Here is a 23651-nt window from a genome sequence, read left to right on the forward strand (position 1 = left end):
TGCGTCAACGACTGTTTTGGCCCCACATCTAAAAGCAGCCGTTGAAGCTAGCATAGCTAATGGCAGTTTCCTCCGCTCTGCTACTGCCAGTTCAAAGCGCAGCAAATGTCCACTCCCCACCCATCTCACGCACCACCCCTCAATGAAAATCCCGGCTCGGGAACAGGCGCTTGGCCTGTTCGCGCGGGTGCATGGCCCGGGTGCGTTGTGCGTCTGATTTCAGATGCACCGGCACGTCGTCGGTCTTGGTGGTCGTCTGGCCCAGAACGTCGTCGTTGGGGTGGCCGAGAAGCGACAGGTCGCGGGAGCGGTCTTCGATGTGGTCGGCGATCAGGTGAACGACCATGCCTTCGCGCTCCAGCCGGCCGGTGACCTTCAGCAGCCGTCCGCCGAGAACGGCGGGCCGGAATTTTTCGTACATCTTCGGCCAGACGACCACGTTGGAAACGCCGGTCTCGTCCTCCAGCGTCAGGAAGATCACGCCCGAGGCCGTGCCCGGGCGCTGGCGGGTGATTACCAGTCCGCAGACGGAAACGCGGCGCGCCTCGCGCGGGGTCAGCGCTGCCAGCCGGTCATGCGGGGTCAGATGCGGGATATGCGGGCGCAGCAGCTCCATCGGGTGGGCGCGCAAGGTCAGCCGGGTGGACAGGTAATCCTCCACCACTTCCTGCCCCAGATGCATGGTGGGCAGGAGGACATCCGGCTCGAAGATCGCCTCGCCGTCGATGGGGTCGTTGAAGAGCGGCAGCGGTTTGGGGCTGCGGATGGTCTTCACCTGCCACAGCGCCGCCCGGCGGCTCAGCCCCATGCCGGCAAAGGCATCGGCTTCGGCCAGCCGCTCCAGCGTGGCCGGCATGACGCCGGTGCGCAGCCACAGGGTTTCCGTGTCCGGATAGCCGTTGCCGCGGGCCGCGACGATCCAGGCCGCGTCCTCCTCGCGCAGACCCTTGATCTGGCGAAACCCCAGGCGCAGTGCCAGCGCGCCGTCGCTGCGCCGCTCCAGGGTGTTGTCCCACAGGCTGGTGTTGACGCACACGGGGCGCACCTCCACCTGGTGTTCGCGGGCATCGCGCACGATCTGCGCCGGGGCATAAAAGCCCATCGGCTGGGCGTTCAGCAGCGCGCAGGCGAACTCGGCCGGGAAGTGGCATTTCAGATAGGCCGAGACATAGGCCAGCATGGCAAAGGCGGCGGCATGGCTTTCCGGAAAGCCGTATTCGCCGAACCCCTCGATCTGGCCGAAGCAGTTCTGGGCGAATTCCAGCTCGTAGCCGCGCTCCAGCATGCCGGAGATGAACTTGTCCTTCAGCTGCCCGATGGTGCCCATGCGCCGGAAGGTGGCCATGGAGCGGCGCAGCTTGTCGGCTTCCGACGGTGTGAACCCGGCGGCGACCACGGCAATCTGCATCGCCTGTTCCTGGAACAGCGGCACGCCAAGCGTCTTGCCCAGCACCTCCTCCAGCGCCTTTGAGGGGAAGGTGACCTTCTCCCGGCCCTGGCGGCGGTTGATGTAAGGGTGCACCATGCCGCCCTGGATCGGGCCGGGGCGCACGATCGCCACCTCGATGACGAGGTCGTAGAACTGGCGCGGGCGCATGCGCGGCAGGAAGTTCATCTGCGCCCGGCTTTCCACCTGAAAGACGCCGATGGCATCGGCCACGCACAGCATGTCATAGGTCTTCCTGTCGGCCTGGGGCACGGTGCCGAGTGTCAGTTCCTGGCCATGATGGGTGTCGATCAGCTCGAAGCACTTGCGGATGCAGGTCAGCATGCCGAGGCTCAGCAGATCCACCTTCAGGATGCCGAGCGCGTCGATATCGTCCTTGTCCCATTCGATCACCGTGCGGTTTTCCATGGCCGCGTTCTCGATCGGGCAGAGCGCGTCGAGCCGCCCCTGCGTGATCACGAACCCGCCGACATGCTGACTGAGATGGCGCGGAAAGCCGATGATTTCGCGGATCAGCTCGATGGTCTGGCGGACGCGCGGATTGTCGAGATCAAGCCCGATCTCCTTCATCCGCGTTTCTTCCGGCCCCTTGCTGGAACTGCCCCAGATCTGCCCGGCCAGCGCGGCGGTCACATCCGCATTCAGGCCCATCACCTTGCCGACCTCGCGGATCGCCGCGCGGGTGCGGAAGTGGATCACCGTGGCGCAGAGCCCGGCGCGGTGGCGGCCGTATTTTTCATAGACATACTGGATCACCTCCTCGCGGCGCTCATGCTCGAAATCGACGTCGATGTCCGGCGGCTCGCCCCGGTGCTCGGAGATGAAGCGCTCCGACACCATGGTGATGGTTTCCGGCCCCACATCGGTGATGCCGAGCGCATAGCAGATAATGGAATTGGCCGCCGAGCCGCGCCCCTGGCACAGGATGTTCTTGCTGCGGGCAAAGCGGATGATGTCATGCACGGTCAGGAAATAGGCGGCGAAGGCAAGTTTGCGGATCAGCTTCAGTTCCTTTTCCGCCAGCGCCAGCGCATGGTCCGGCACGCCCGCGGGATACCGCCTCTCCAGCCCCTCGTAGGTCAGCCGTTCCAGCCGCTCCTGGGGCGGTTCGTTGCCCGTGATCTCGTCCGGATATTGGTAGGAGAGTTCGGAAAGATCGAAGCTGCAGCGGGTGGCGATCTCAAGCGTCCGGCGCAGGGCTGCCGGATGGTGGCGGAACAGCCTGGCCATGTCCTCCGGCGCCTTCAGCCGGCGTTCGCCATTGGGCAGGGCCCGTGTGCCGATATCGTCGATGGTGCAGCCTTCGCGCAGGCACGTCAGCACATCGGCCAGCCGGCGCCGGCCGGCATGGTGCATCATCACATCGCCGACGGCGACCATCGGCGCGGCAAGCGAATGCGCCGCGCGGGCGCAGGTGCGGAACCAGGCCTGGTCGGTGCCGTCATAGCGGGGTGCCGCGCCCAGAAAGACATGCCCCGGCGCTTCCTGGCGCAGGCGGCGAATGTGATCCTTAGCCGTCTCACAAATTGTCTCGCGCGCCATCTCCGGCTGCGGCAGGGCAATCAGGATCATGCCCTTGCAGGCGTTCATCAGGTCGGTGAAATTCAGGTGACACTCGCCCTTTTCCGCACGCCGCTTGCCGAGGGTAAGCAACTGGCTCAGCCGCTCATAGGCGGCGCGGTCGGTCGGCAGCGCCACCCAGTGCAGCGGGCTGTCCTGCAGGCAAAGCCGCGCGCCGACGATCAGCCGCGGCAGCTTCAGCGTCTGCGGGGCAGGCAGGGGCGGGCTCGTGTTCGTCTCCTTGCGGGAGGAGGTGTCGATCTGCGAATGCGAGCGGATCTGAACGCCTTCCTCGGCCGCCGCCCGCTTGATCTCCTTCAGCGCCGAATAGGCCCGGACAACCCCGGCCAGCGAATTGCGGTCGGTAATGGCAACCGCATCGAGATTGAGCATCGCGGCACGGGTCACCAGCTCCTCCGGATGGGAGGCCCCCCGCAGGAACGAAAAATTCGACGTCACGGCCAGCTCCGCATAGCGGACCGGCTCGGGCCGGAAATCGTCAGGCGACGGAAGCACGCTCACCGGCAGGCCTCCCTGTTCTTTCCAAAGCTGTCCTTGCAGGACAGATGCGCGGGATCCCCGTGTCCCCGCGTGCCGTCCTGGCGAAGCAAAAGCGCAAAGCCGGGTCTCAACCGCCGGTCCGCTTGCCTTGCTGGCACCGGAAGTCCCTGACGGCACCGCTCTACAAATGAGTGCACCCCGGATCTCGCGATGCCCGTCCGGGAGGGCACCGGGCAAGGGGCGGGGAGAGCCGGAACAACAACCGTCCTCTCCGCCGTCATCCCGGACGCAGCGCAGCGGAGATCCGGGACCGGGGAGCCCAGGATCTGCGAGCCCAGGATCGGGGAGCCCAGGACCGGAAAGGCGATAGAGGCGGGGCGCAAACTGCGGAAGCCCATCAGCCGAACTCCCCTTGCACGAACCAGGCCGGGTGCTGGGGCGTGTGGAACAGCCACAGGCGCTGGCCCTGGTGGGTGGCGATGCGCCAGTAGTCGCGCAGGCCCTTGGCCCAGCTGTCGTCCAGGTCCCACCAGGCGGGGGTGATCCGTTCCGGCCCCTCGGCCTCGAACACGGTCAGGGCCCGGCCGCGCCAGCGGAAGCGCCGGGGCGGTTCGAAGCCGGTGCCGGAAATCGGCTCGGGCGCGAACAGGCGGATCGGCCGCGGCCGGTTGGCGGGCCAGGCTTGCGCCGGACGGCTGTAGGCGGCCGGCACCAGCTTGAAGCTGCGCTCGGGAATGTGGCTGTCGACCGGCTGGAACCGCAGGATGTTGTCGAGGCCCACCCGGTTGCCGAGCTGGGTGATGAGATCATCTAACCCGTCTTTCTCCAGGCCCTCGGTGCGGTCCAGCTGGCGCATGCCGAGCGGTTCCACCTCGGTTGCCTCCAGGCGGATCATGTCGATGCCATAGCCCGCATCGACCGCGCTGACCCCGCGCTCGAACAGGGCCAGGACCCGTTCCGGATCGCGCATCGGCCGGGCGAGCTTCAGTTCCACCGCCTGGTTTTCCTGATCGACCCGGCGAAAGGTCAGCTTCAGGCTGCGGGCGCCCTTCTGCGCGGTGTCGAGCCGCTGGCACAGATGCGCGGTCAGCCGGCGTGCGGCGGCCATGACATCGTCCAGAAGGCCGATCGGGTCGGGCAGGGTCATGCGCACGGCAAAGCCCGGCTCCTCGCCAAGGGGGGAAATCTGCTCGGGCAGTGCCCCCAGCGCCTGGTCGAGGCGGCGCAGCACGTCGGGCTCGTACCGCCGGGCAACAGTGGCGCGCGGCAGATTGTAGAGCTGCGAAACCGTGGCGATGCCGAGCCGTTCCAGACTGGTGCAGGTCTGGTCGGACAGCCGCAGGGCCGACAAGGGCAGCGGGCCGATGCGGGCAAGGGTCTCGCCGGTCCCGGCAATGCCTTCGGCAAACCGGGACAGCGCCCAGGCCGTTCCCGGGGTATCGGCAAGGCCGAGCCGGGCGGTCAGCCCCGCCCGGGCCAGCCGGGCGCGGATATCGTCCAGCAGCGGTTCCTCGCCGCCAAGCAGGTGAGCCGAGCCGGTGATATCGAGAAAGAGGCCGTTGCGCCCGTCAAGGCCGACCCATGGGCAGTAACGGGTCGCCCACCGGGCCAGCAGCCTCAGGAAACGCTGGTCGGCGGCCGGGTCCGCCGGGCGGGTCAGCAGACCGGGGCAGAAGCTGCGCGCGTGAACCAGCGTCATGCCGCGGTTGAGACCGAAGCTTTCGGCACGCGGGCACAGGTCGTAAAGGCGTTCGGAATTGCGGTCGAAGAGGCTCAGCGCAAAGGGTGCGTCGACGGGCCGGGCACGCAGGGAGCGCTCAGCCGCCAGCCTCGGAAACCACAATGACACGATGCGCCGCTGCATCCCAACGTACTACCCATTCCGATAATGTTCCTATTTTGTTCTTTATAAGCGACCAGCGCCAATGAGTCGAGTCGTGACCATTTTGACGAGGCTCCGGTGCAAGACCGGAAGACGGGCCGGATTGAGCCGGAAGACAGGTGCTGCGCCAGCGGGTTTCGGCCGCATTGCTGCCCGCGCCTTCCGGGATCAGCAGGATGGCCGTGGTGCGTCCGGCCTCGGCCGCCAGCTGCAGCCGGCGGCCTTCCGTCAGTCCGACGGTGCCGGAAAGTTCAGCCACCACCAGCCCGGCCGCGCCGGACCTGAGCGCGGTTTCCGCACTTGCCAGAGCAGTCAGCTGGTTGCCGGCGCGGGTCAGAAGCAGCCGGCCCGGATCGCAGTAGGCCGCAAGGCCTTCCGGGTTCACCGTCGGGCGCCAGTCTTCCGAAATCCACACGACGGCCCCCTTGGCCATTCCGGCGGCGATCGCGGCAAAGCTCAACGCGCTGTCGCCGCACACTTCGTGCGCGCGGGCGTGTTTCAACGGAAAGACGGAGGAGAATTTCAAGGACATGCAAGGATCGTCTGTAGCAATCGGTTGAGCAAAGCCTAACTCATGGAAGCTGTTTGCGGAACCGGATACGGTCAGTATCCATTCCAAACAGCCGTTGCCGGGCACGAGCCGGGTTGCTATACGCCCGGCACAACAGGCAGGAAAGCACCAATGACCAGCAGCCTTCTGGACGGCCGGAAGATCAGGACGATTTCCATCGTCGGCAACGGACCGATTTCCGAGGCCGATGCGCCGGAAATCGACAAGGCGGACCTGGTGCTGCGCTTCAACAGTGCGCCGGCCCTCGGGGTTGCGGGCCAGCGGATCGACGTTCTGATGCTCAACCGGGCCCGGGTCTATATGTCGAAGCGGATCAACCCGCTTGCCCTGGAACGCGCGCCGGAAGTCTGGGTGAACGACATAAAGGAGAACGGCGAGGTCGACTGGCTGTTCGCGCGCGAATGCAAGCCGCGTTATCTCGGGTTCGGCCCAACGAACAAGGCGCGGGAACACCTGAAGAGATTCGATCCGTTCGACCGCAGCAACCCGACATCGGGTGCGTCCATCATCGCCGAATTCCTGGATGTTCTGCCGGACGCCGAAATTCACCTCTTCGGCTTCACCCATCAGGGCAAGCAGCACACCCACGACTGGGATGCGGAAAAGCAGTGGGTCCAGCAGCTCTGCGACGAGGGGCGGATCCACAAACACCTGACACCAGGGCCGAAGCCCCGGCGGAGCCTCAAGGGCAAGCTGGAATACGCCGTCCGGTTTCTGGAGAAGCGGGCCAAGCATTATCTCCACAACAAGATCCTGCATTCTTCCGAAAGCACGAAACGCCGGATCTTCGGACAGGACGCCTGAGGCGCCAAAAGCATCATAAAGGTATCTGACAAGCACCCGCAAAGTGCCTTGCCGGGTCCGCAGCTCCGGCTTCGGGCCTGCAGGCGATTGAAAAAATCTGCACTTTCCACAGGCCGGTGAATGTCACCAAGAGTTCATATGAACGACTGAACAGTTTCATATGAGCCAACTAAATTCTGCAAAAAGTCCAGCATTAGCCGGGATTGCGGCAAGGGTGGAGCCGTCTCCGGAGGCACGCTTTTACTGTCGGACGAGAACTTGGCTTCCGCCGGAAATGCAGCCCTGGATCCCATCAAGGGTCGGGATTCTTCAAATTTCCTGCGTTCCCTCTTGCGGACGCGGTCAAGGCGTCTTTTAATGTTCATATGAGCGTCATATAACGTTCATATGAAAACAATACGAAACGCAGGCGTTATCGTTTCGGGTGCCGATGAAGCCATTTCGGCACCGAGAGAGAACCAACTGCTGACCGGGGCAAAGACGCCCTGCTAGATGGGAGCAAATGAACATGGCTTATCGCAAGACCGTCGCCAGCCTCGTGGCTGCGGCCGCCCTCCTGGGCACGTCCTCCGCTTCTTATGCGGCCACTGACATCACCTGGTGGCACGCCATGGGCGGCAAGCTCGGCGAAGTGGTTGTCGAAATTTCCAACGGCTACAACGGATCCCAGGACGCCTGCCAGATCACGCCGGTATTCAAGGGCACCTACGAAGAAACCCTGACCGCCGGTATCGCAGCGTTCCGCGCTGGCGAACAGCCGAACATCCTGCAGGTGTTCGACGCTGGCGCCGCCACCATCATCGGTGCCAAGGGTGCTGTCGTTCCGGTTGAAGACCTGCTCAACGAGAGCGGTGCCGAGTTCAACATCGAAGATTACATCGCCGGTGTCCGTTATTTCTATGCCGACAGCAACGGCAAGATGATCGGCATGCCGTTCAACTCCTCCGCTCCGATCCTCTACATCAACGACGATGCGATGAAGAAGGCCGGTGTCGAAGCTCCGAAGACCTACGAAGAGTTCGAAGCAATTGCTCCGAAGCTGAAGGAAGCCGGTTACGTGCCGCTCGTTCAGTCGCACCTGCCGTGGGAATTCGTCGAGAACTTCAAGTCCCGTCATAACCTGCAGTTCGCAACCAACAACAACGGTTACGACGGCGCAGAAGGCACCGAGCTGGTCTTCGGCGAGCCGATCAAGAACCACTTCAAGGCTGCCAAGAAGTGGCTCGACGAAGGTCTGTTCGGCTACTACGGCACCGGCTGGGGTGACAACCAGACCCCGTTCAACGAAGGCAAAGTGGCTCTGTGGATCGGTTCTTCCGGGTCCTTCGGCGGCATCGCCGACACGGTCGACTTCCCGTTCTCCGCAACCTACCTGCCTTACTGGGAAGCAGTTGAAGGCGCCAACAAGGCTTCCTTCATCGGTGGCGCGGCTCTGTTTGCAATGTCCGGCAAGCCGGCCGAAGAAAACAACTGCGTTGCATCGTTCTTCGAATACCTGACCTCTCCGGAAGTCCAGTACATGTGGCACAAGGAAACCGGTTACGTGCCGGTCACCGAAGCTGCCTATGAGCTGGCCAAGAAGGACGGCCACTACGAGCGCACTCCGGCAGCTGAAGTCGGCATCCAGCAGCTTTCCCTGGAAGGCGGCGAGTGGACCAAGGGCTACCGCATGGGCTTCTACGTCCAGATCCGCGACGTCATGAACCGCGAACTCGGCAAGGTTTTCTCCGGTGAGACCAGCGTCGACGACGCATTCGCGACCATCAAGGCCGACGGCGACAAGCTCCTTGAGCGTTTCGCCAAGACCACCAGCAACTAAGCTCGACTTAGTCGCCAGACCGATAGGGGCGCCTTGCGCCCCTATCGACCTTTGAGCGTGGCTGTATACGCATACCAATTCAGCCGAATATCATGCGTTTATGGCCCGGATCGACCGACATTCAGCCAGAGGGGTCTGGGTGGTCGGATGTCGATCCGCAGCGAAATGAATGAAGCCTCCGGCATTAGATCCAATGCCTGATGTTTCGGGCAGGTCGTCCCACAAGGGGAGGCCGGCGCCAATCGTTCCCGGTGGTCGAGAAACGAAATAATGAAAAAAGTCCAGTTTCAGTCTCCGTGGCTGCCTTACCTGCTGCTTCTGCCGCAGCTCGGCATCGTGACGGTTTTCTTCCTGTGGCCGGCCGCGCAAGCGATCCAGTCCTCCTTCTATCTCGAAGATCCGTTCGGTTTCGGCTCGACCTACGTCGGGCTCGATAATTTCAAGGACATGATCACCTCGACCGACTACGGCCGGGTGGCGCGGTTCACGGCGGTCTTCACCTTCTTCGTAACGTTCCTGTCGCTCGGGCTTGCTCTTCTGCTGGCGGTCAAGGCAGACAAGGTTCTGCGCGGTGCGTCTTCCTACAAGACCCTGCTGATGTGGGTCTATGCGGTTGCGCCGCCCGTCGCCGGCCTGATCGGCGTGCTTCTGTTCGACCAGCATGTCGGCCCCATCGTTGACTTGTTCGCCCTGTTCGGCTGGAAGATGCAGATCGGCGTAAGCTATTTCGACACCAGCTTCGCCATGATCGTCACTGCCGTCTGGAAGCAGATCCCGGTGAATTTCATCTTCTTCCTGTCCGGACTGCAGGGCATTTCCAAATCCGTTCAGGAAGCCGCCAGCATCGACTGCCGGTCCGGGTTCCGGCGTTTCTGGACCGTTACCTTCCCGCTGCTGGCACCCACCGGCTTCTTCCTGCTGATCATCAACATCACCTACGCCTTCTTCGACACGTTCGGCATCATCGACGTCATCGTGAAGAACGAGCCCGGCAACAACCCGGTGACCCTGGTTTACAAGGTCTACCTTGACGGCTTCCGCGGCAACGACCTCGGCGGGTCCTCGGCCCAGTCCGTGATCCTGATGCTGATGGTGTTCATCCTGACAATCATCCAGTTCCGCCTGATCGAGCGGCGCGTGCACTACACATAAGGGAGGCGACGATGAAAAAACTGCAGATCTCGGATCACGTCATTCTTCTTCTCGGCGTCTTCTTCATGGTCACTCCGGTCGTGCTGGCGTTTCTGACCAGCACCCATGATGCGATTACCATCTACAAGGAAGGCATCCAGTTCACGCCGGGTGGCAAGTTCTTCGAGAACTATCAGACGGTCCTGTTCGAGGCCGGTGGCTTCACCAAGGAAGTCGACGGCTTCGTCATGCTTAAGAACTCGATGATCCTCGGCCTTGGCTTTGCCATCGGCAAGATCGTCATCTCCATGCTTGCGGCCTATGCCATCGTCTATTTCCGCTTTCCGATGGCAACTCTCTGCTTCTGGGTGATCTTCGCAACGCTCCTGCTGCCGCTGGAAGTGCGCATTTTGCCGTCTTACGAAATCGTCCAGTCCCTCGGCATGGTGAACACCTATTCAGGCTTGATCGTGCCGCTCATCGCTTCGGCAACCGGCACCTTCTTCTTCCGGCAGTTCTTCATGTCGGTACCGGACGAACTTCTGGAAGCCGCCCGCATCGACGGGGCCGGTCCCTGGAAGTTCTTCAAGGACATCCTGGTACCGCTGTCGCAGACCATGATCGCGGCAATCTTCATCATCATGTTCGTCTATGGCTGGAACCAGTACCTCTGGCCGACGCTGATCACCACCGACGAGAGCCTGTTTACCCTGGTTCGCGGCATCAAGCAGATCCTGCAGGTCTGGGTCGGAGCCCAGATCCCGGACTTCAACGAGGCCATGGCACTGGCGATCCTCGCCATCGTGCCGCCGGTGCTCATCGTGGTGATTTTCCAGAGCTGGTTCGTCAAAGGGCTCGTCGAGAGCGACAAGTGAGGTTTTTAGATAAATGGCAACGATAACTCTCGACAAGGTCCGCAAGGTCTACGGCGGCAGTGTGGAAGCGGTCAAAGGCGTTTCCATCGACATCGCGGACGGTGAATTCATCGTCCTGGTCGGTCCGTCCGGCTGCGGCAAGTCCACACTGCTGCGCATGATGGCAGGCCTTGAGGAAATCACCACCGGCGACATCAAGATCGGCGACCGCGTCGTCAACAACGTCGATCCGGCGGATCGCGACATCGCGATGGTGTTCCAGAACTACGCGCTCTATCCGCACATGTCGGTCTACAACAACCTTGCCTACGGCCTCAAAAACCGCGGCATGGCCAAGGACGAGATCGATCGCCGGGTCAAGGAAGCCGCGCGCATCCTGGAAATCGGCGACTACCTGGAGCGCAAGCCGCGCGCACTTTCCGGCGGCCAGCGCCAGCGCGTTGCCATGGGCCGAGCCATCGTGCGCGAACCGGCGGCCTTTCTCTTCGATGAACCGCTGTCCAACCTTGATGCCAAGCTGCGTGTGCAGATGCGCGTCGAGATCAAGCGCCTGCAGCGCTCGCTCGGCACCACCAGCGTCTACGTCACCCACGACCAGCTGGAAGCGATGACACTGGCAGACCGGCTCGTGGTTCTGAACGGCGGCAACATTGAGCAGATCGGTGCGCCGATCGATGTCTACGACAAGCCGGCCTCCACTTTTGTGGCCAGCTTCATCGGTTCGCCGGCCATGAACCTGCTGAAGGTCAAGGCGGATGGGAACGGTCTTGCTCTTGCAACCGGCACCGGCCTCAAGGGGGCCAATGCAAAGGGCCGTGATGCCTACACCATCGGTATTCGGCCGGAGCATCTCGAAGTGGTGACTGCACCCGGTGAAGGCGAAGGCCTTCATCTGGAAGCCAGCGTCAACGTGCTCGAGCCGGTCGGCGCGGAAAGCTATCTCTATTCGAGCTTTGCCGATGGCGGCGACGAGATCCTGGTTCGCGTGTCGAGCCATGCCCGTCATGAGCCGGGCGAGAAGCTTTATCTGCGGGCGGCTCCGGAAAACGTTCACTACTTCGACGCTGAAACCGGACGGCGGATCGACTGATCAGGAAACGTCAGGCGAGGCGGTTTAACGAGGGCCGCCGGACCAGGACAGAGCCACCCCGGGCAACCGGGGTGGCTTTTTTGTTTTTGGCCATTCGAACATCCTCCTGACGGTGCTTGTCAGGAGAGCGGCAGGAGATGTCTGGAACTCCTTCGGAAGCTCTGGCAAACACCTCGAAAACCGCTTCAGGGAGAAACCTTTGGAACCCTTCAAGAACAACATTTCACCGGATCTGGTGCGCTGCATCGGCGGCCATGTCGCGCAACATCATGCCGGTTTTGACCGGTTGGGCTTTGAAGCGGATATCCTGGAAGAGCTGGACCGCCTGGAACTCAAGCAGCGTGCCGCCCTGATCGCGAGGCATCTGGATCATCATCTGCCACGGGAGCTGCCTGCCCGCTTTTCCATCCTGCAGGCCATGCTCCATCCGATGACGGAGGTCGCCTTCGACAGGGGCAGCGACGAGCAGGGTATCCGAGGTTGGGGCATGATGCCGCTCGGCATGGTCGTCGCGGCAAGTGGCCTGGAGGATTTCGAGGCTTCGTTCGTGCTGCTGAAGGAAATGACCAAGCGGGCGACGGCCGAATTCGACGTGCGCCCCTTCCTGGCCAGGGACCAGGACCAGGCACTCGCCATCATGGCGCCCTGGGTGAAGGACGAAAGCGTCCATGTCCGCCGGCTGGTTTCCGAAGGAACCCGGCCGCGCCTGCCGTGGGGCATGCGGCTCCAGGCTCTGGTTGCAGACCCCACACCCACTCTGCCGCTTCTGGAAGCCCTGAAGGACGACCCGGAGGACTATGTTCGCCGGTCCGTAGCCAATCACCTCAATGATATCGCCAAGGACCATCCTGAACTGGTGGCCGATATCGCGAAACGTTGGCTGAAGGGGGCGGACAGGAACCGTGAAAAACTCGTACGTCACGCCTGCCGGTCGCTGATCAAGCAGGGCCACACGGCAACACTGGAAGCCTTCGGGCTCAATCCGCCGGAGATCCGGGTCGAAGGCCCGCAGGTCCTGACGGCCGAGGTTGCTTATGGAGACGCCGTCGGCTTCAACATCGAGCTGGTTTCGACCAGCAGTAAAACGCAGGATCTGGTGATCGACTACCTGATCCATTTCAAGAAGGCCAACGGCACGCTGGCGCCCAAGGTGTTCAAATGGACCAAGCTGACACTGGCTCCGGGGGAACGGCTGACCCTGTCCCGCAGCCACGCCATCCGGCCGATCACAACGCGGGTCTATTACGGAGGCACACAGGCGGTCAGCCTCAGGATCAACGGTCAGGATTTCGGATTTTCCGAGTTCGAGCTGGAAATTCCGACGGCAATGAACTGATCGCGGTTCAGGAAAGCCGCTTAAGCCTGAGCATCCCCAAAATTCCGAGCGCCGGGCCGATGGCCATCAGGACAAACACGCCGGGCCAGCCGATCAGCTCAGCGCCAAGCGGTGTCAGTTGCACCGTGAAGAAAGTCAGCGCGAAGCCGAGGGCGGTCTGGAAGCTCATCAGGCTGCCGGCCTGGTCGGGCGGAGCGTAGTCGGCGACAAGGGCAGAGAACTGGGCCGAATCCGGCAGGATGGAGGCACCCCAGATGAGGACGCACAGGATTGTCAGCCAGACGGGGCCGCCGAAGGTGAGGGCCGAGGCGAGCGCGGCGGTGCCACTGATGACCATGGCGGCAATCGCGATGTTCGCCTTGCCGATGCGGTCGGCCATGATCCCCGCGACAACGCAGGCAGCACCACCCGCTGCAATGGTCAGAAACGCGATCAGGCGAGACAGCGGGATCGCGGTTTCTGCAGGCATATGGGCCGAGAAGGAAACGGCAAGGGCAACGCCGATCCAGGCCCACATGGCGTAAAGCTCCCACATGTGGCCGAGATAGCCTGCATAGGCATAGCGGATCTTTGGGTTTGTCCACGCGGTGAAGATGGCCTTCATCTTCATGCGGGGCGCCTTGGCATGAAACGGCCCGAGGCCGGCAAAAAGGCACAGCACGCCACCTGCAGCGGACGCAAGTGAGGCAACGCTCAGGCTCCAGCGCCAGTCGGTGCCACCAAGCAAGGCCAGAAGATGAGGGGCGGCGGACCCGAAGGTGAGCGCGCCGACAAGCGTACCGACCAGAAACCCGCGATCCTTCTGGCCCCAGCCGACGGCGATCTTCATGCCGACCGGATAGACGCCAGCCAGCAGGACGCCGGTTGCAAAACGCGCAAGGATAGAGGTCAGCCCACCCGGCTCGACCACCAGCAGGCTTGCGTTGAACAGGGCAGCGGTGATCGCGCTGAAAGCGAAGAACCGCCGAGGGTCGATCCTGTCGGCGAGGCCAAGAAAGGCCGACGCGACGGCGCCGAACACGAAGCCAATTTGGACGGCGCTGGAGAGAGCGGCCTGGGCAAAGTCGGATATGGGAAATTCACGGGTCAGATCGGGCAGGATCGCTGCGGACATGAACCACAGGCTCATGGCGGCGATCTCCGCCAGCATCAGCAGGCCGAGTGATCGCCATTTGCCCGCCATCTCACCCGGCAAGACCCAGTTCCTTCTGCTGCTTCCTGGTCAGCTTGGCCGCGATGATCTTGTGCGCGGCTTCGATATAGGCCTTCAGGTCCGCATCGGACAGCGCGCCTTCTTCTTCCATCTGCACCCATTTGGCACGGGCAAGATAAGGCGCGGGGATCATTCCTTCCTGCTGAGTGAGCAGGGAATAGGAAATATCGGAGCATTTGAAGCTGAACCGTGGAAAATCGCCTTCCCCCCAACCAGAGCAGATGGCGAAGATCTTGCCGCCAACCTTCCAGACCGATGCATTGCCCCATTGGATAACATGCGTGGTTGCCGGAAGCTTTTTGCAGAAGGCGTCAAAGTCGTCGCGGGTCATTGGCGTGCTCGTAAAGTCGTGGGACCGGAAACGGGGTCCGTCGGCAGGAGCGGCAGAGTGGCTTTTCCAGCTGAATCACGCAAGCTGCATCGCAATGAAAAAAACGTGTCACACATTCCAGCCCCGCGCTCTCTAACATTACGAGACACCAAGAGACGGAACACGACATGACGGCAATCAGCGTAAAAACGGAAACGGTCCAGGCGGCCCAGGAAGGTGACAGGATTGCTCTGGAACGGGTTCTGGAGGGCGTACAGGACCAGATCCATCATCTGGCCCGCCGCATTCTGGTCAATCCGGAAGATGCGCGCGAGGCGACGCAGGAAATTCTCATCCTGATCCTGACCAAACTTTCAACCTTCAAGGGCGAGAGCCGGTTTTCGACCTGGGTTTACCGCGTGGCCGTTCGCTACCTGGTGAGCGCCAAGAAGGTTCGCGACCGGGATCTCGGACTGACATTCGATGCCTTTGCCGCCGATCTGGAAGACGGCCTGGTGTCAGAGCCGCCCAAGGCGCCGGACGATGTGCTTCTGCTGAATGAACTCAGGATTTCCTGCACCATGGCCATGCTGCTTTGTCTGACCATGGACCTGAGACTGGCCTATGTGCTGGGCGATATCCTGGAACTGGAACACGGCGAAGCTTCCAGCATTCTGGAAATTGCTCCTGCGGCCTACCGCAAGCGGTTGTCGCGGGCGCGGGAAGAAGTGATGGCGTTTACCTCGCGCCACTGCGGCATCGTTTCGGCAAAGGCGAAATGCATTTGTCCGAAGCGGCTTCCTGCAGCCGTCGCTTCCGGCCGAATTCAACCCGGATCCTATCCCAATTCCGCCGGAGGGGCGCAAACCTATCACGACGCCCGGCGGCAGGTCGGATCGGTGATCGAAGGTCTGAAGGCCTTTGAACTTCAGAATGCGGTTCCCCGGCAACGTTGCCCTGAAGACATCCGCGTTCAGCTGACCGAGATCCTGTCCCCCGGCCACTGACGCAACCAGACCCGCCAGTAATCGCAAAATGCATCAACCAGCCCGGCAACGGGCGGGACTGGCACCGCCTTGCCGATCGAAAGGAAGACCTCCGTGACCCAGTTGAAACACCTCGCAGCCATGGCAGCCACCGTTGCCGTCGTCACCTTTTCCCAACCCAGCCTCGCAGAAGGAACGAAAGACATGAGCCCGGAACAACAGAACGTCATCACCCTTATCGAAAAAATGACGACCTCCTTTGAAAAGGGAGACATCGATACGGTGATGCAGACCTATGAACCAAGCCAGAGCATTGCGTTCGAGCCCGGAAACCCGGTGTCCGACAGCACCCTGGCGCGCGAACTGTTTCACCAGTTCCGCTCCGTTTCGCCGAAATTCACCTATTCCGGCCACGAAGTGATCGTGGAAGGCGATCTTGCTGTCCACATTGCGCCCTGGACGATGACCGGCACCGATCCGGAAGGAAAACCGGTGGCCGGCGAAGGCCTTTCCATCGCCGTGTTGCGGCGGCAGCCCGATGGCAGCTGGAAGATGGTGATCGACAATCCTTATGGCAGCCGCCTGATCCCGGTCGCGAACTGAGCCGCGTCAGGTAGCCGGTACTGCCGGAGAAACGGTGACACGGGCCTGGCCTGCGCAACCGCGATCTGTTGCGCGCTTGCCAGGCGGGTCGCCGCAAGGGGCCTCGGAGATACTCCGGGGCCTCTTCCGTTTGTGGGGATGACCAAGGCACATCCTCAGGAATCTCATCACGGCCAGCCGGCGTCGTTTACGGGCCAGCCTCTTTCCGAGTTTGAGCAGCCGGACATGTTCCGGGATCTGCTGCGGCCAGAATTCCGCATGATGCGGATAGAGTGATCTGACTGGATCGTCCCAGGCGGGCAGGCGGCTCACGCAGTGTTTTTTTCGCAATGGCAAGGAATAGGGAATGAGCATCTGCTGCTCCCTTCAATTTTGATTTTGTTGAAGAGGTATTTGCAGATAGTCTCACGAGACGCGCCTATTCCCATGTTTTCTAATTGAAAACGAGATTTCAAAAATGAAACGAAATATCGATTGGGAAGATCTTCGACTGTTCCTGGCTGTCGCGAAAGCAGGCGGCCTTGCCGGAGCGGCTGACAAGACCGGCGTCAGTTCCGCAACGCTCGGTCGCCGGGTTGCCGCTCTGGAGAAAAGCCTCGACGTTCGCCTCGTGGAGCGCGAGGCGCGAGGTTACCAGCTGACCGCTGCCGCACATGATCTCCTACGCTACCTGGAAGACATGGACCAGACTGCCCGCAGCATCGATGCGTGGAAAGAAGGAGAAGGCCTGCGCCGGAGGATCCGGATATCGGCGGGTGACTGGACCGCGCGGCTGCTCATCGACAACCTGTCGTCCTTCTGGACCCCTGACGCCGGCTGGCTGCCGGAAATCCTTGCGGATCTCAGAAACCGGGACATAGCCCGCCGGCAGATCGATATCGGTATCCGCAACAGCCGGCCCAAACAGGCCTGGTTGGCAGGACAGAAGGTTGGAAAGGTCCAATATGCCGCCTATCAGGCTGCAAAGGTTGCAAAGGGTGCGGAGCTTGGTTGGGTCGGGCTGGTGGAAGACGATGCCCATTCGCCGACGGGCCTCTGGTTGAAGGAGAACCATGGCACTGATGCGGTAATCACCGTCAACAAGGCCTCGCTTGCTCTTTCACTCGTACGAAAAGGCAATGCCCGCATGCTGTTGCCGACCTTTGTCGGCGATGCCTATCCCGATCTGATGCGCATCGAAGGCCCGTTCGACACCATGGAAACCGAGCGGTGGCTGGTCATGCATCAGGACGAGCGTCATGAACCAACAGTTCGCCAGGCCGTATCCGCTCTGACGAAGTTCTTGAAACAAAACCCGATTTTGTCTTCGTTCTCCTGAATAATTCACAGAACAGTGAAAGCAAAAATGGGTGAAAGCCTGGCTCCTTGAATCAATTTTAACGAAGCTCCATATTTAATCATGAAAGGAACCGGTTGGTTCCGGTCCGGATGCCTTGAAAGGGTCCGGGCGCAAGGTCGCTTCGACAAGGACTTTGAGGATGTCACGCATGTCAGCGTTTTCTAGCCCGTTCATGCTCGGGTTCGACGATATCGAGCGCGTGCTCGATCGCGTCTCCAAGGCCGCCAACGACGGTTATCCGCCCTATAACATCGAGAGACTTCCGAAAACAGAAGATCAAGGCGATGTCATTCGGATCACCCTGGCGGTGGCAGGGTTCACACGAGAGCAGCTTGAAGTCTCGGTAGAAGAGAGTCAGCTGGTCATCCGGGGTCGTCAGGTAGACGACAAGACCCGGCAGTATCTGCATCGCGGCATTGCCGCCCGTCAGTTCCAGCGGGCCTTTGTCCTGGCCGAGGGGATCGAGATCCTCGGAGCCGACTTGAAAGATGGGCTCCTGTCCATCGACCTGGCACGCCCGGAACCGGAGCGTGTTATCAGAAAAATAGAAATCTCCAGCGGCGAATGAACGCTCGTCGGCCAACATATGGAGAATGACTGATGCAAAACCCCAATAGCCCGTCATGGGCAGACCGCACGCTACTTTCCGAATTCATGTCGGTCGATGAACTGACCGAACTGGGCACCGGAGATGTCGCCTATATCAAGCCGATCAAGGCTCGGGATCTGAAGGAAATGTTTCCGGATGTCCCGCCGCTGCACGACAACATGACGCTTTACGCGCTTCTCAACGCGGACGGTACGCCGATCCTGCTGGCAGACAGCCGCGAAGCTGCCGTTGCCAATGCCTTTGAAGCAGAACTGGAAATGGCGTCACTGCACTGACGTCAACTGACAAGACTGCAAAACGAATGCGACACCGGCCATCTGGCCGGTGTTTTTGTTTTTGCGGCCCTGTATTGAGCTGGGCCGGGTCTCATTGCTTCACAGGTGAGTGCTTCCAAATGGTGAAGCTCGGGGCCTTTGGTTATCGAATGAAGGTATTTCCCACAAAAGAAACGCCCGCAGAAGCAGGACTTCTGCGGGCGCTCTTGTGTCGGGCAGGAGGCCGGCCTGATCAGGTGAGGGCCGGTTCCCGGGTTTCGGCCTTTGCCTTGGCTGCGGGTTCACCGCCATCTGCCGGAGGTGTCTTCGGTCGTTCGGACGGTCCGGTGGAGGAGGTCGCAGGCGGTTTGCGCCAGGGCTGGCTCTTGTACCAGCCAGCCACATAGGCAACGGCAATCAGTGCCACGAAACCGAGCAGGTTCGACAGGATCTGCGGAAGCCATTCGCCGCGGCCCCAGACCATGTCGCGCAGGATGCCCGCAGCCTGGGCAATGACCAGGCTTGCCATGAACACGGGCAGTGACTGCTGTCCGACCTTCTGGACAACGCGCACGAAGCGGCCCCAGATCTCGCCATGTCCGAGCAGGCGTCTGCCGTGCTCGCCCGCGGCAACCCAGGCCAGATAGGCAAGGGCAAGGAAGTGCAGGTAGCGGAACAGGCCGAATTCCGTCTTGATCCAGAGCGGCTTGATGATCTCGCGGATTTCGCGGGCCCAGACCAGGTTCAGGTGATTTTCCTGATAGGCGCGGAAGTAGGCGAAGGGAACCGTGGCAACAAGCACCACCGCGCAAAGCACGATCAAGGTCTTGCTGACGGGAGGTGCCGGTATCCAGCCGCGCATGAACGCAAAGCCGGTGAAGAACAGCATCTGCCAGGCAAAGGGATTGAAGAACCATTCCCGGTCCGACCAGGGCTCGGCCGGCAGGCTCAGAAGGTCGAACTGGGCAGCCAGCCACAGGCCGATCGACAATGCGAAAGCGCCCGGCACCGAGTAGCGGGCGACAAGCATGATCGCCGGGATCAGCGACAGGATCACCACATACATCGGCAGAATGTCGAAGTAGTTGGGCACCCAGGTCATCGTCAGCAAGCCGGGCAGGGCCATTTCGGCGTTGTCATAGAGATGCAGGAGGTTGAGCGAGGCGACATAATTTTCTTCCAGGCCGCAGCACTCAGCCAGGTAACCGCTGTTCTGAAGCATGACAAGGCCGACGGCGAGGACCAGGAACTGGCCGATATGCGCCCAGTACACCTGCCACATGCGGTGCAGGATGCGTGCTGCCCCCATGCCCCAGCCATGAACGTCGAAGATCTTGCCGAAGGCGAGCGCGGAGGCCATGCCCGAACAGAAGACGAAGATTTCAGTCGCATCGGAAAACCCGAACCGGGCGGGAATCCAGAGCGTCCACCAGTTCCAGGGCAGGTGGGCAACGTAGATAATGAACATTCCAAGGCCGCGGAAGAAATCTAGCCGCGGATCGCGTGGGCGTTTCGTTTGTGTGTGAGCGTTCACGTTGGGTCCAGAGATAATTGGTCAGTCGAGTGCCGGCAGTGGGTCAGACCGAGCCGGTAGCCCTGAGTTTTTGGTCTTCCATCACTCGGTGGGCGCGGTGCATTTTGTCGCATATTTCAAGACGTTGTTCGGCGAATCTGTCCAGCGCACCGCGTTTGTGCGTCCGGCTGTTGAGCAGCCGTTCCGCATCTTCCGGCATGCCTGCCCGCAGGGCTGCATCGATTGTGATTCGCTCGAAGACATCGCGCTGAGCGTGCGAGCCGCCGACCATGTATAGATTGTCTCTCGCCGAGTCCAGCAGGGCAAACGCGGAGGCATAATTGCCCTTCCGGTACTGTTCCAGGCCGAGGCCGGTCGGCAGTCCGGTTTCCGTGGTGATCCGGCCAAGATCCGTTTCGGTTTGCGCCCGTTCCTTCAGTCCGGTCAGCAACCGCTCGGCACCCATGCGGCGGCCACCGTTCAATAGGGCCAGCAGGTAATGCAGGTCGGCGAAGACATTGCAGCCGTCTTCGGCGCGCTTGTCGGACAAAAGCGCCAGCTCGTCCCAGCGAGGGCCGGTATCGACCCCTTCAAGCTCCAGGCGAACAAGCAGCGAGGCCGCATTGGAAATGTCCCGGTAGTCGTCGGTCTTGTCCTTGCGGATGTCGGTGTCATAGAGCGCTAGTGCCTTGTCGGCCTGGCCCTGGTCCAGATACATCAACGCCAGGTGCCACCAAACGTGATAGCCGAAGTTGTTGCAGTGGGCCCAGCCTTCCGGCTGTGTTTCCAGCCAGCCGGCCCCTTCTTCGGAGCGACCGGTCATGTCGTGCACATGGGCGACGGCGTGAAGGCCCCAGGCATCATCGCGGGCAAATTCCAGCCCTTTGCGGCCGGCAGCTTCTGCCAGGCGGTAGTCGCCGGTTTCTTCCAGAGAAAACGCCCGGCAGCCAAGCATGTAGCCATAGGCCGGGTGGGTTTCGCCATAGGCCGCATGCACCCGCTCGATCGACTGGCGCATGCCCGTGGCATCGCCCAGCACGAAGCGGATCGCGTGAACCAGTTTCATGATCAGGGCATCTTCGGGAACCGTTACCAGCACGGTATCTAGAAGGTCGGCAGATCTTGTGGGATATCCCTGCAACCAGGACCCGAGGGCGTCGACCACGGCAAGTTCGCGTGCCGTGACCGGCGTATGTTGGACCGAGGTTCTGGCAATCGCCAGGCATTCCTGTGCCGTCGCGGTCAGTTCCTTTCGGCCAAGCAGCAGGCAGAAAATCCCGCGTGCTGCATGCCCAAGCGCAAAGTCCGGCGCCAGGGCGAGGCATGTCTCGAGATGTTGGGGAGTAGTCCTGCCATGCGCCAGAAAGGCTTTCACGGTCTCGTTCCAGGCGGTCAAGGCTTCCTTGTCCGACAGGGTAAGCTCATATCCGAATTGATCAGTTAGACGCATAACAGGCCTTTTTGTTTCTCATTCCGGTCCTCTGAAACCGGGTCCCGCCAACTGCGGCTGTAAATGGCCGGATGGCTGAATATTCCTATCCAAAATCCGCAGGCGGCACTTGAACTGCAAAACACAAAAAGGTGTTGGCAATGTGTAGGTGAAGAAAAGATACCTTCGTTGCGAAATTAAGGCGGGAAGTGCAAGTCTTCGTATCGGGGTTTTAAAGTCGGATCTGCGCGGGAGCAGGAACACATGGCCTTGGCCATCGGGAAAACTCAAGCAGCCGTCGTCGCCATTGCGGGCGGCCTTCTGGCCATGGTCGCACTGGGGGCCTATGGCGAAGCCGGACCGCGCCAGGCAGTGGCGGTCCTGATCGGCGGTCTCGCAGGCCTGTCGCTCTATCATGCAAGCTTTGGTTTCACGGCCGCCTGGCGACGGATCGTGACCGAAAAACGCGGCGGGGGGCTCAGGGCGCAATTCGTTCTCATTCTTCTGACCAGTGCGGTTTCCTTTCCCCTGATTGCCTGGGGGCATGCGCTTGGCTGGCCCACGGGCGGCTTCGTCTTTCCCTTCGGGGTGGCGGCTGCCTTCGGTGCCTTCCTGTTCGGTCTCGGCATGCAACTGGGCGGCGGCTGCGGATCCGGCACGCTGTTTACCGCCGGTGGCGGTTCCACCCGCATGATGATTACCCTGGCGTGCTTTGTCCTCGGGTCAGTGGCTGCCACGGCGCATCTGCATCTCTGGGGCCGCTTGCCCAAATTGCCGCCGATGTCCCTCATCCGGGAATTCGGCCCGCATGGCGCTTTTCTTCTGACCGCGCTCATCCTCGGCCTGTTGGCAATTGCAACCATCATCATAGAGCGGCGCGCTCATGGCTCGATTGCCCAACCGAAGCCGACAGTTTCGTTTCTCAGCGGTCCGTGGTCTCCCATGATGGGTGCGGTGATGCTGGCGATCGTCGGCATTGCCACATTCGTGGTGATCGGACGTCCCTGGGGCATCACCTCTGCCTTTGCGCTTTGGGGCGGTAAGCTTTTTCACGCGGCAGGCGTGCCGGTGGACAGCTGGCCCTACTGGACCTGGCAGCGCGGAGCTTTGGAAAACCCCGTGCTGCGCGACACGACCTCCGTCATGGACTTCGGCATCATTCTGGGTGCAATGGCGGCAGCGGGCCTCGCCGGACGCTTTGCTCCGGTCTGGCGTCTGAACCGCCGCGACGTGCTGACGGCGATCGCGGGCGGGCTGATGATGGGCTACGGCGCCCGCCTGGCGTATGGCTGCAATATCGGTGCTTACCTGGGGGGGCTGGCGTCGGGCTCGCTGCACGGCTGGCTATGGCTGGTCTTTGGCTTCCTCGGCAGTCTTGCCGGAACCCGCGTGCGCTTGCGGCTTGGCATGGACTGAAGACGTCCTGAAGCACACCGCATTGTGACGCGTTCGTGAGGCAGGCCCCGCTAGAGTGCGCGGCATTGCAACATCGCCTGCGGGAGAAAGAAAATGCGTCTGTTTGCCCTGGTTGTCGTCACAAGCCTGTTTGCCGTCGGATTGGCCAGAGCGGACAGCCTGACCGATCGCGAAGGCTGGCAGGTCCTGCCCACGACCAAAAGTTACCCTGCGCTGGTTGATGATCTCAAAAGTGCGATCGAGGGAGAAGGCATGCTGCTGGTGACCCAGGCCAGTGCCTCGGACGGTGCGAAGGGCAGGGGAATTACCATTCCCGGCAACCGCATCATTGGCGTCTATCGCAATGATTATGCCGTCCGGATGCTGGAAGCTTCCGTTGCCGCGGGTATCGAAGCACCGATCCGGTTCTATGTTACCGAAAACCCCGATGGCACCGCAACGCTTTCCTGGAAAACGCCCGGTTTTGTCTTCGCACCCTACATGGACGAGGGCGGCTCGGCCTTGCAAGAACTTGCAAGGGAACTCGATCAGGTCTTCACCTCTATCGCCGACAAGGCTGTTGCCGCACAGTGACAGTCCTGTGAATTGCGTAATCGATTGGCAACCACGCCTTGTTTTTGGGCTTGTGAAACTGTCTGGGCGACCCCACACTCTTAGTGTGTTCAACAACTGAAAGGAGGTGTGCCCATGTCTAATGAGTATCGGTGCGTGGCCCAAGTGTCTGGGCGGAATCGAACGGTGCTGGAGCAGCCTCTGGTAGTGAGAGATTTCGCTGGGATCTGATCCGGGACTTGTGTCACGTCGATCTCATGGGAGGGCCGCTAGCGCGGCCCTCTTTTGTTTTTGAAGCCTCGTTGGCCTGTTGAGGGCCTACCTCGTTCCATATTTCAGACGGTCATCCTGGACGCAGCGCAGCGGAGATCCGGGATCTTGGGGGCTGGACAGCCGACCAGCGTGCTGAC

General features: G+C 61.4%; 20 protein-coding genes. 13 read left to right on the forward strand and 7 right to left on the reverse strand.

The features are described from left to right. Positions 1–139: 139 nt before the first annotated feature. From J7447_RS17885 to J7447_RS17895, 3 genes are all read right to left on the reverse strand, one after another. Positions 140–3529 carry an error-prone DNA polymerase gene (locus tag J7447_RS17885; protein WP_353653799.1) on the reverse strand — a complete coding sequence of 1130 codons (3390 nt, stop codon included), beginning with the start codon at positions 3527–3529 and terminating at the stop codon, positions 140–142. A gap of 376 nt (positions 3530–3905) precedes the next feature. Continuing rightward, complete coding sequence (locus tag J7447_RS17890) at positions 3906–5372, reverse strand: DNA polymerase Y family protein (RefSeq protein ID WP_209170482.1); 1467 nt, start codon at positions 5370–5372, stop codon at positions 3906–3908. Then, positions 5326–5922, reverse strand: coding sequence for a hypothetical protein (locus tag J7447_RS17895; protein WP_209170483.1), 597 nt, complete (start codon positions 5920–5922; stop codon positions 5326–5328). The genes J7447_RS17890 and J7447_RS17895 overlap by 47 nt, the downstream gene beginning before the upstream one ends. 150 nt (positions 5923–6072) lie before the next feature. Between J7447_RS17895 and J7447_RS17900 the strand changes: the two genes are divergently transcribed. From J7447_RS17900 to J7447_RS17925, 6 genes are all read left to right on the forward strand, one after another. Continuing rightward, positions 6073–6765, forward strand: a complete 693-nt coding sequence (locus tag J7447_RS17900; protein WP_209170484.1) for a hypothetical protein — start codon at positions 6073–6075, stop codon at positions 6763–6765. A gap of 508 nt (positions 6766–7273) precedes the next feature. Beyond that, positions 7274–8584 (forward strand): extracellular solute-binding protein, encoded by a 1311-nt coding sequence (locus tag J7447_RS17905; protein WP_031268865.1) that lies wholly within the window; start codon positions 7274–7276, stop codon positions 8582–8584. Between the two features lie 270 nt (positions 8585–8854). Beyond that, positions 8855–9736: an ABC transporter permease subunit gene (locus tag J7447_RS17910; protein WP_055657334.1), complete on the forward strand. Its 882-nt coding sequence runs from the start codon at positions 8855–8857 to the stop codon at positions 9734–9736. Positions 9737–9747: 11 nt separating this feature from the next. Further along, positions 9748–10590, forward strand: a complete 843-nt coding sequence (ugpE, locus tag J7447_RS17915) for a sn-glycerol-3-phosphate ABC transporter permease UgpE (RefSeq protein WP_022999630.1) — start codon at positions 9748–9750, stop codon at positions 10588–10590. Positions 10591–10603: 13 nt separating this feature from the next. Next, complete coding sequence (locus tag J7447_RS17920) at positions 10604–11680, forward strand: sn-glycerol-3-phosphate import ATP-binding protein UgpC (protein WP_022999631.1); 1077 nt, start codon at positions 10604–10606, stop codon at positions 11678–11680. A 199-nt stretch (positions 11681–11879) separates the two neighbouring features. Then, on the forward strand, positions 11880–13016 hold the full coding sequence (locus tag J7447_RS17925; RefSeq protein WP_209170485.1) for a DNA alkylation repair protein: 1137 nt from the start codon (positions 11880–11882) through the stop codon (positions 13014–13016). A 7-nt stretch (positions 13017–13023) separates the two neighbouring features. Here J7447_RS17925 and J7447_RS17930 read toward each other — a convergent pair whose 3' ends face one another. Continuing rightward, entirely contained in the window at positions 13024–14211 is a 1188-nt protein-coding gene (locus J7447_RS17930) for an MFS transporter (protein ID WP_209170486.1), read from the reverse strand. Beyond that, the gene (locus J7447_RS17935; protein WP_168686457.1) at positions 14201–14560 is read right to left on the reverse strand and encodes an MmcQ/YjbR family DNA-binding protein; all 360 of its coding nucleotides are present in this window, start codon (positions 14558–14560) and stop codon (positions 14201–14203) included. The genes J7447_RS17930 and J7447_RS17935 overlap by 11 nt, the downstream gene beginning before the upstream one ends. A gap of 167 nt (positions 14561–14727) precedes the next feature. On the opposite strand from J7447_RS17935, the gene J7447_RS17940 reads away from it, so the two are divergent. From J7447_RS17940 to J7447_RS17960, 5 genes are all read left to right on the forward strand, one after another. Continuing rightward, positions 14728–15546 carry an RNA polymerase sigma factor gene (locus tag J7447_RS17940; protein WP_209170487.1) on the forward strand — a complete coding sequence of 273 codons (819 nt, stop codon included), beginning with the start codon at positions 14728–14730 and terminating at the stop codon, positions 15544–15546. Between the two features lie 93 nt (positions 15547–15639). Then, positions 15640–16128, forward strand: a complete 489-nt coding sequence (locus J7447_RS17945) for a DUF4440 domain-containing protein (RefSeq protein ID WP_145903640.1) — start codon at positions 15640–15642, stop codon at positions 16126–16128. 457 nt (positions 16129–16585) lie between these two features. Further along, on the forward strand, positions 16586–17446 hold the full coding sequence (locus J7447_RS17950; protein ID WP_055657346.1) for a LysR family transcriptional regulator: 861 nt from the start codon (positions 16586–16588) through the stop codon (positions 17444–17446). Between the two features lie 160 nt (positions 17447–17606). Next, the gene (locus J7447_RS17955) at positions 17607–18035 is read left to right on the forward strand and encodes an Hsp20 family protein (protein ID WP_006934007.1); all 429 of its coding nucleotides are present in this window, start codon (positions 17607–17609) and stop codon (positions 18033–18035) included. Positions 18036–18067: 32 nt separating this feature from the next. Then, on the forward strand, positions 18068–18352 hold the full coding sequence (locus tag J7447_RS17960) for a DUF1150 domain-containing protein (protein WP_031268868.1): 285 nt from the start codon (positions 18068–18070) through the stop codon (positions 18350–18352). 232 nt (positions 18353–18584) lie between these two features. Here the strand turns inward: J7447_RS17960 and J7447_RS17965 are convergent, their stop codons facing one another. Together J7447_RS17965 and J7447_RS17970 are read right to left on the reverse strand one after the other, a co-directional pair. Next, complete coding sequence (locus J7447_RS17965) at positions 18585–19865, reverse strand: OpgC domain-containing protein (RefSeq protein ID WP_208993848.1); 1281 nt, start codon at positions 19863–19865, stop codon at positions 18585–18587. A gap of 43 nt (positions 19866–19908) precedes the next feature. Continuing rightward, positions 19909–21294, reverse strand: a complete 1386-nt coding sequence (locus tag J7447_RS17970; RefSeq protein WP_209170488.1) for a tetratricopeptide repeat protein — start codon at positions 21292–21294, stop codon at positions 19909–19911. 243 nt (positions 21295–21537) lie between these two features. On the opposite strand from J7447_RS17970, the gene J7447_RS17975 reads away from it, so the two are divergent. Both J7447_RS17975 and J7447_RS17980 read left to right on the forward strand, forming a co-directional pair. Continuing rightward, positions 21538–22689, forward strand: a complete 1152-nt coding sequence (locus tag J7447_RS17975) for a YeeE/YedE family protein (protein WP_209170489.1) — start codon at positions 21538–21540, stop codon at positions 22687–22689. A 93-nt stretch (positions 22690–22782) separates the two neighbouring features. Then, positions 22783–23262 carry a DUF302 domain-containing protein gene (locus J7447_RS17980; RefSeq protein ID WP_209170490.1) on the forward strand — a complete coding sequence of 160 codons (480 nt, stop codon included), beginning with the start codon at positions 22783–22785 and terminating at the stop codon, positions 23260–23262. Positions 23263–23651 lie beyond the last annotated feature (389 nt).

The organism is Labrenzia sp. R5_0, from assembly GCF_017743835.1.
Taxonomy (GTDB): Bacteria; Pseudomonadota; Alphaproteobacteria; order Rhizobiales; family Stappiaceae; genus Roseibium; species Roseibium algicola.

What these genes read in the sequence shown, in the direction of transcription:
- J7447_RS17890 (WP_209170482.1), bottom strand. Translation starts at nt 5,372, where the DNA reads ATGCAGCGGCGCATCGTGTCATTGTGGTTTCCGAGGCTGGCGGCTGAG.
- J7447_RS17895 (WP_209170483.1), bottom strand. Translation starts at nt 5,922, where the DNA reads ATGTCCTTGAAATTCTCCTCCGTCTTTCCGTTGAAACACGCCCGCGCG.
- J7447_RS17900 (WP_209170484.1), top strand. Translation starts at nt 6,073, where the DNA reads ATGACCAGCAGCCTTCTGGACGGCCGGAAGATCAGGACGATTTCCATC.
- J7447_RS17905 (WP_031268865.1), top strand. Translation starts at nt 7,274, where the DNA reads ATGGCTTATCGCAAGACCGTCGCCAGCCTCGTGGCTGCGGCCGCCCTC.
- J7447_RS17910 (WP_055657334.1), top strand. Translation starts at nt 8,855, where the DNA reads ATGAAAAAAGTCCAGTTTCAGTCTCCGTGGCTGCCTTACCTGCTGCTT.
- ugpE (WP_022999630.1), top strand. Translation starts at nt 9,748, where the DNA reads ATGAAAAAACTGCAGATCTCGGATCACGTCATTCTTCTTCTCGGCGTC.
- J7447_RS17920 (WP_022999631.1), top strand. Translation starts at nt 10,604, where the DNA reads ATGGCAACGATAACTCTCGACAAGGTCCGCAAGGTCTACGGCGGCAGT.
- J7447_RS17935 (WP_168686457.1), bottom strand. Translation starts at nt 14,560, where the DNA reads ATGACCCGCGACGACTTTGACGCCTTCTGCAAAAAGCTTCCGGCAACC.
- J7447_RS17940 (WP_209170487.1), top strand. Translation starts at nt 14,728, where the DNA reads ATGACGGCAATCAGCGTAAAAACGGAAACGGTCCAGGCGGCCCAGGAA.
- J7447_RS17950 (WP_055657346.1), top strand. Translation starts at nt 16,586, where the DNA reads ATGAAACGAAATATCGATTGGGAAGATCTTCGACTGTTCCTGGCTGTC.
- J7447_RS17955 (WP_006934007.1), top strand. Translation starts at nt 17,607, where the DNA reads ATGTCACGCATGTCAGCGTTTTCTAGCCCGTTCATGCTCGGGTTCGAC.
- J7447_RS17960 (WP_031268868.1), top strand. Translation starts at nt 18,068, where the DNA reads ATGCAAAACCCCAATAGCCCGTCATGGGCAGACCGCACGCTACTTTCC.
- J7447_RS17970 (WP_209170488.1), bottom strand. Translation starts at nt 21,294, where the DNA reads ATGCGTCTAACTGATCAATTCGGATATGAGCTTACCCTGTCGGACAAG.
- J7447_RS17975 (WP_209170489.1), top strand. Translation starts at nt 21,538, where the DNA reads ATGGCCTTGGCCATCGGGAAAACTCAAGCAGCCGTCGTCGCCATTGCG.
- J7447_RS17980 (WP_209170490.1), top strand. Translation starts at nt 22,783, where the DNA reads ATGCGTCTGTTTGCCCTGGTTGTCGTCACAAGCCTGTTTGCCGTCGGA.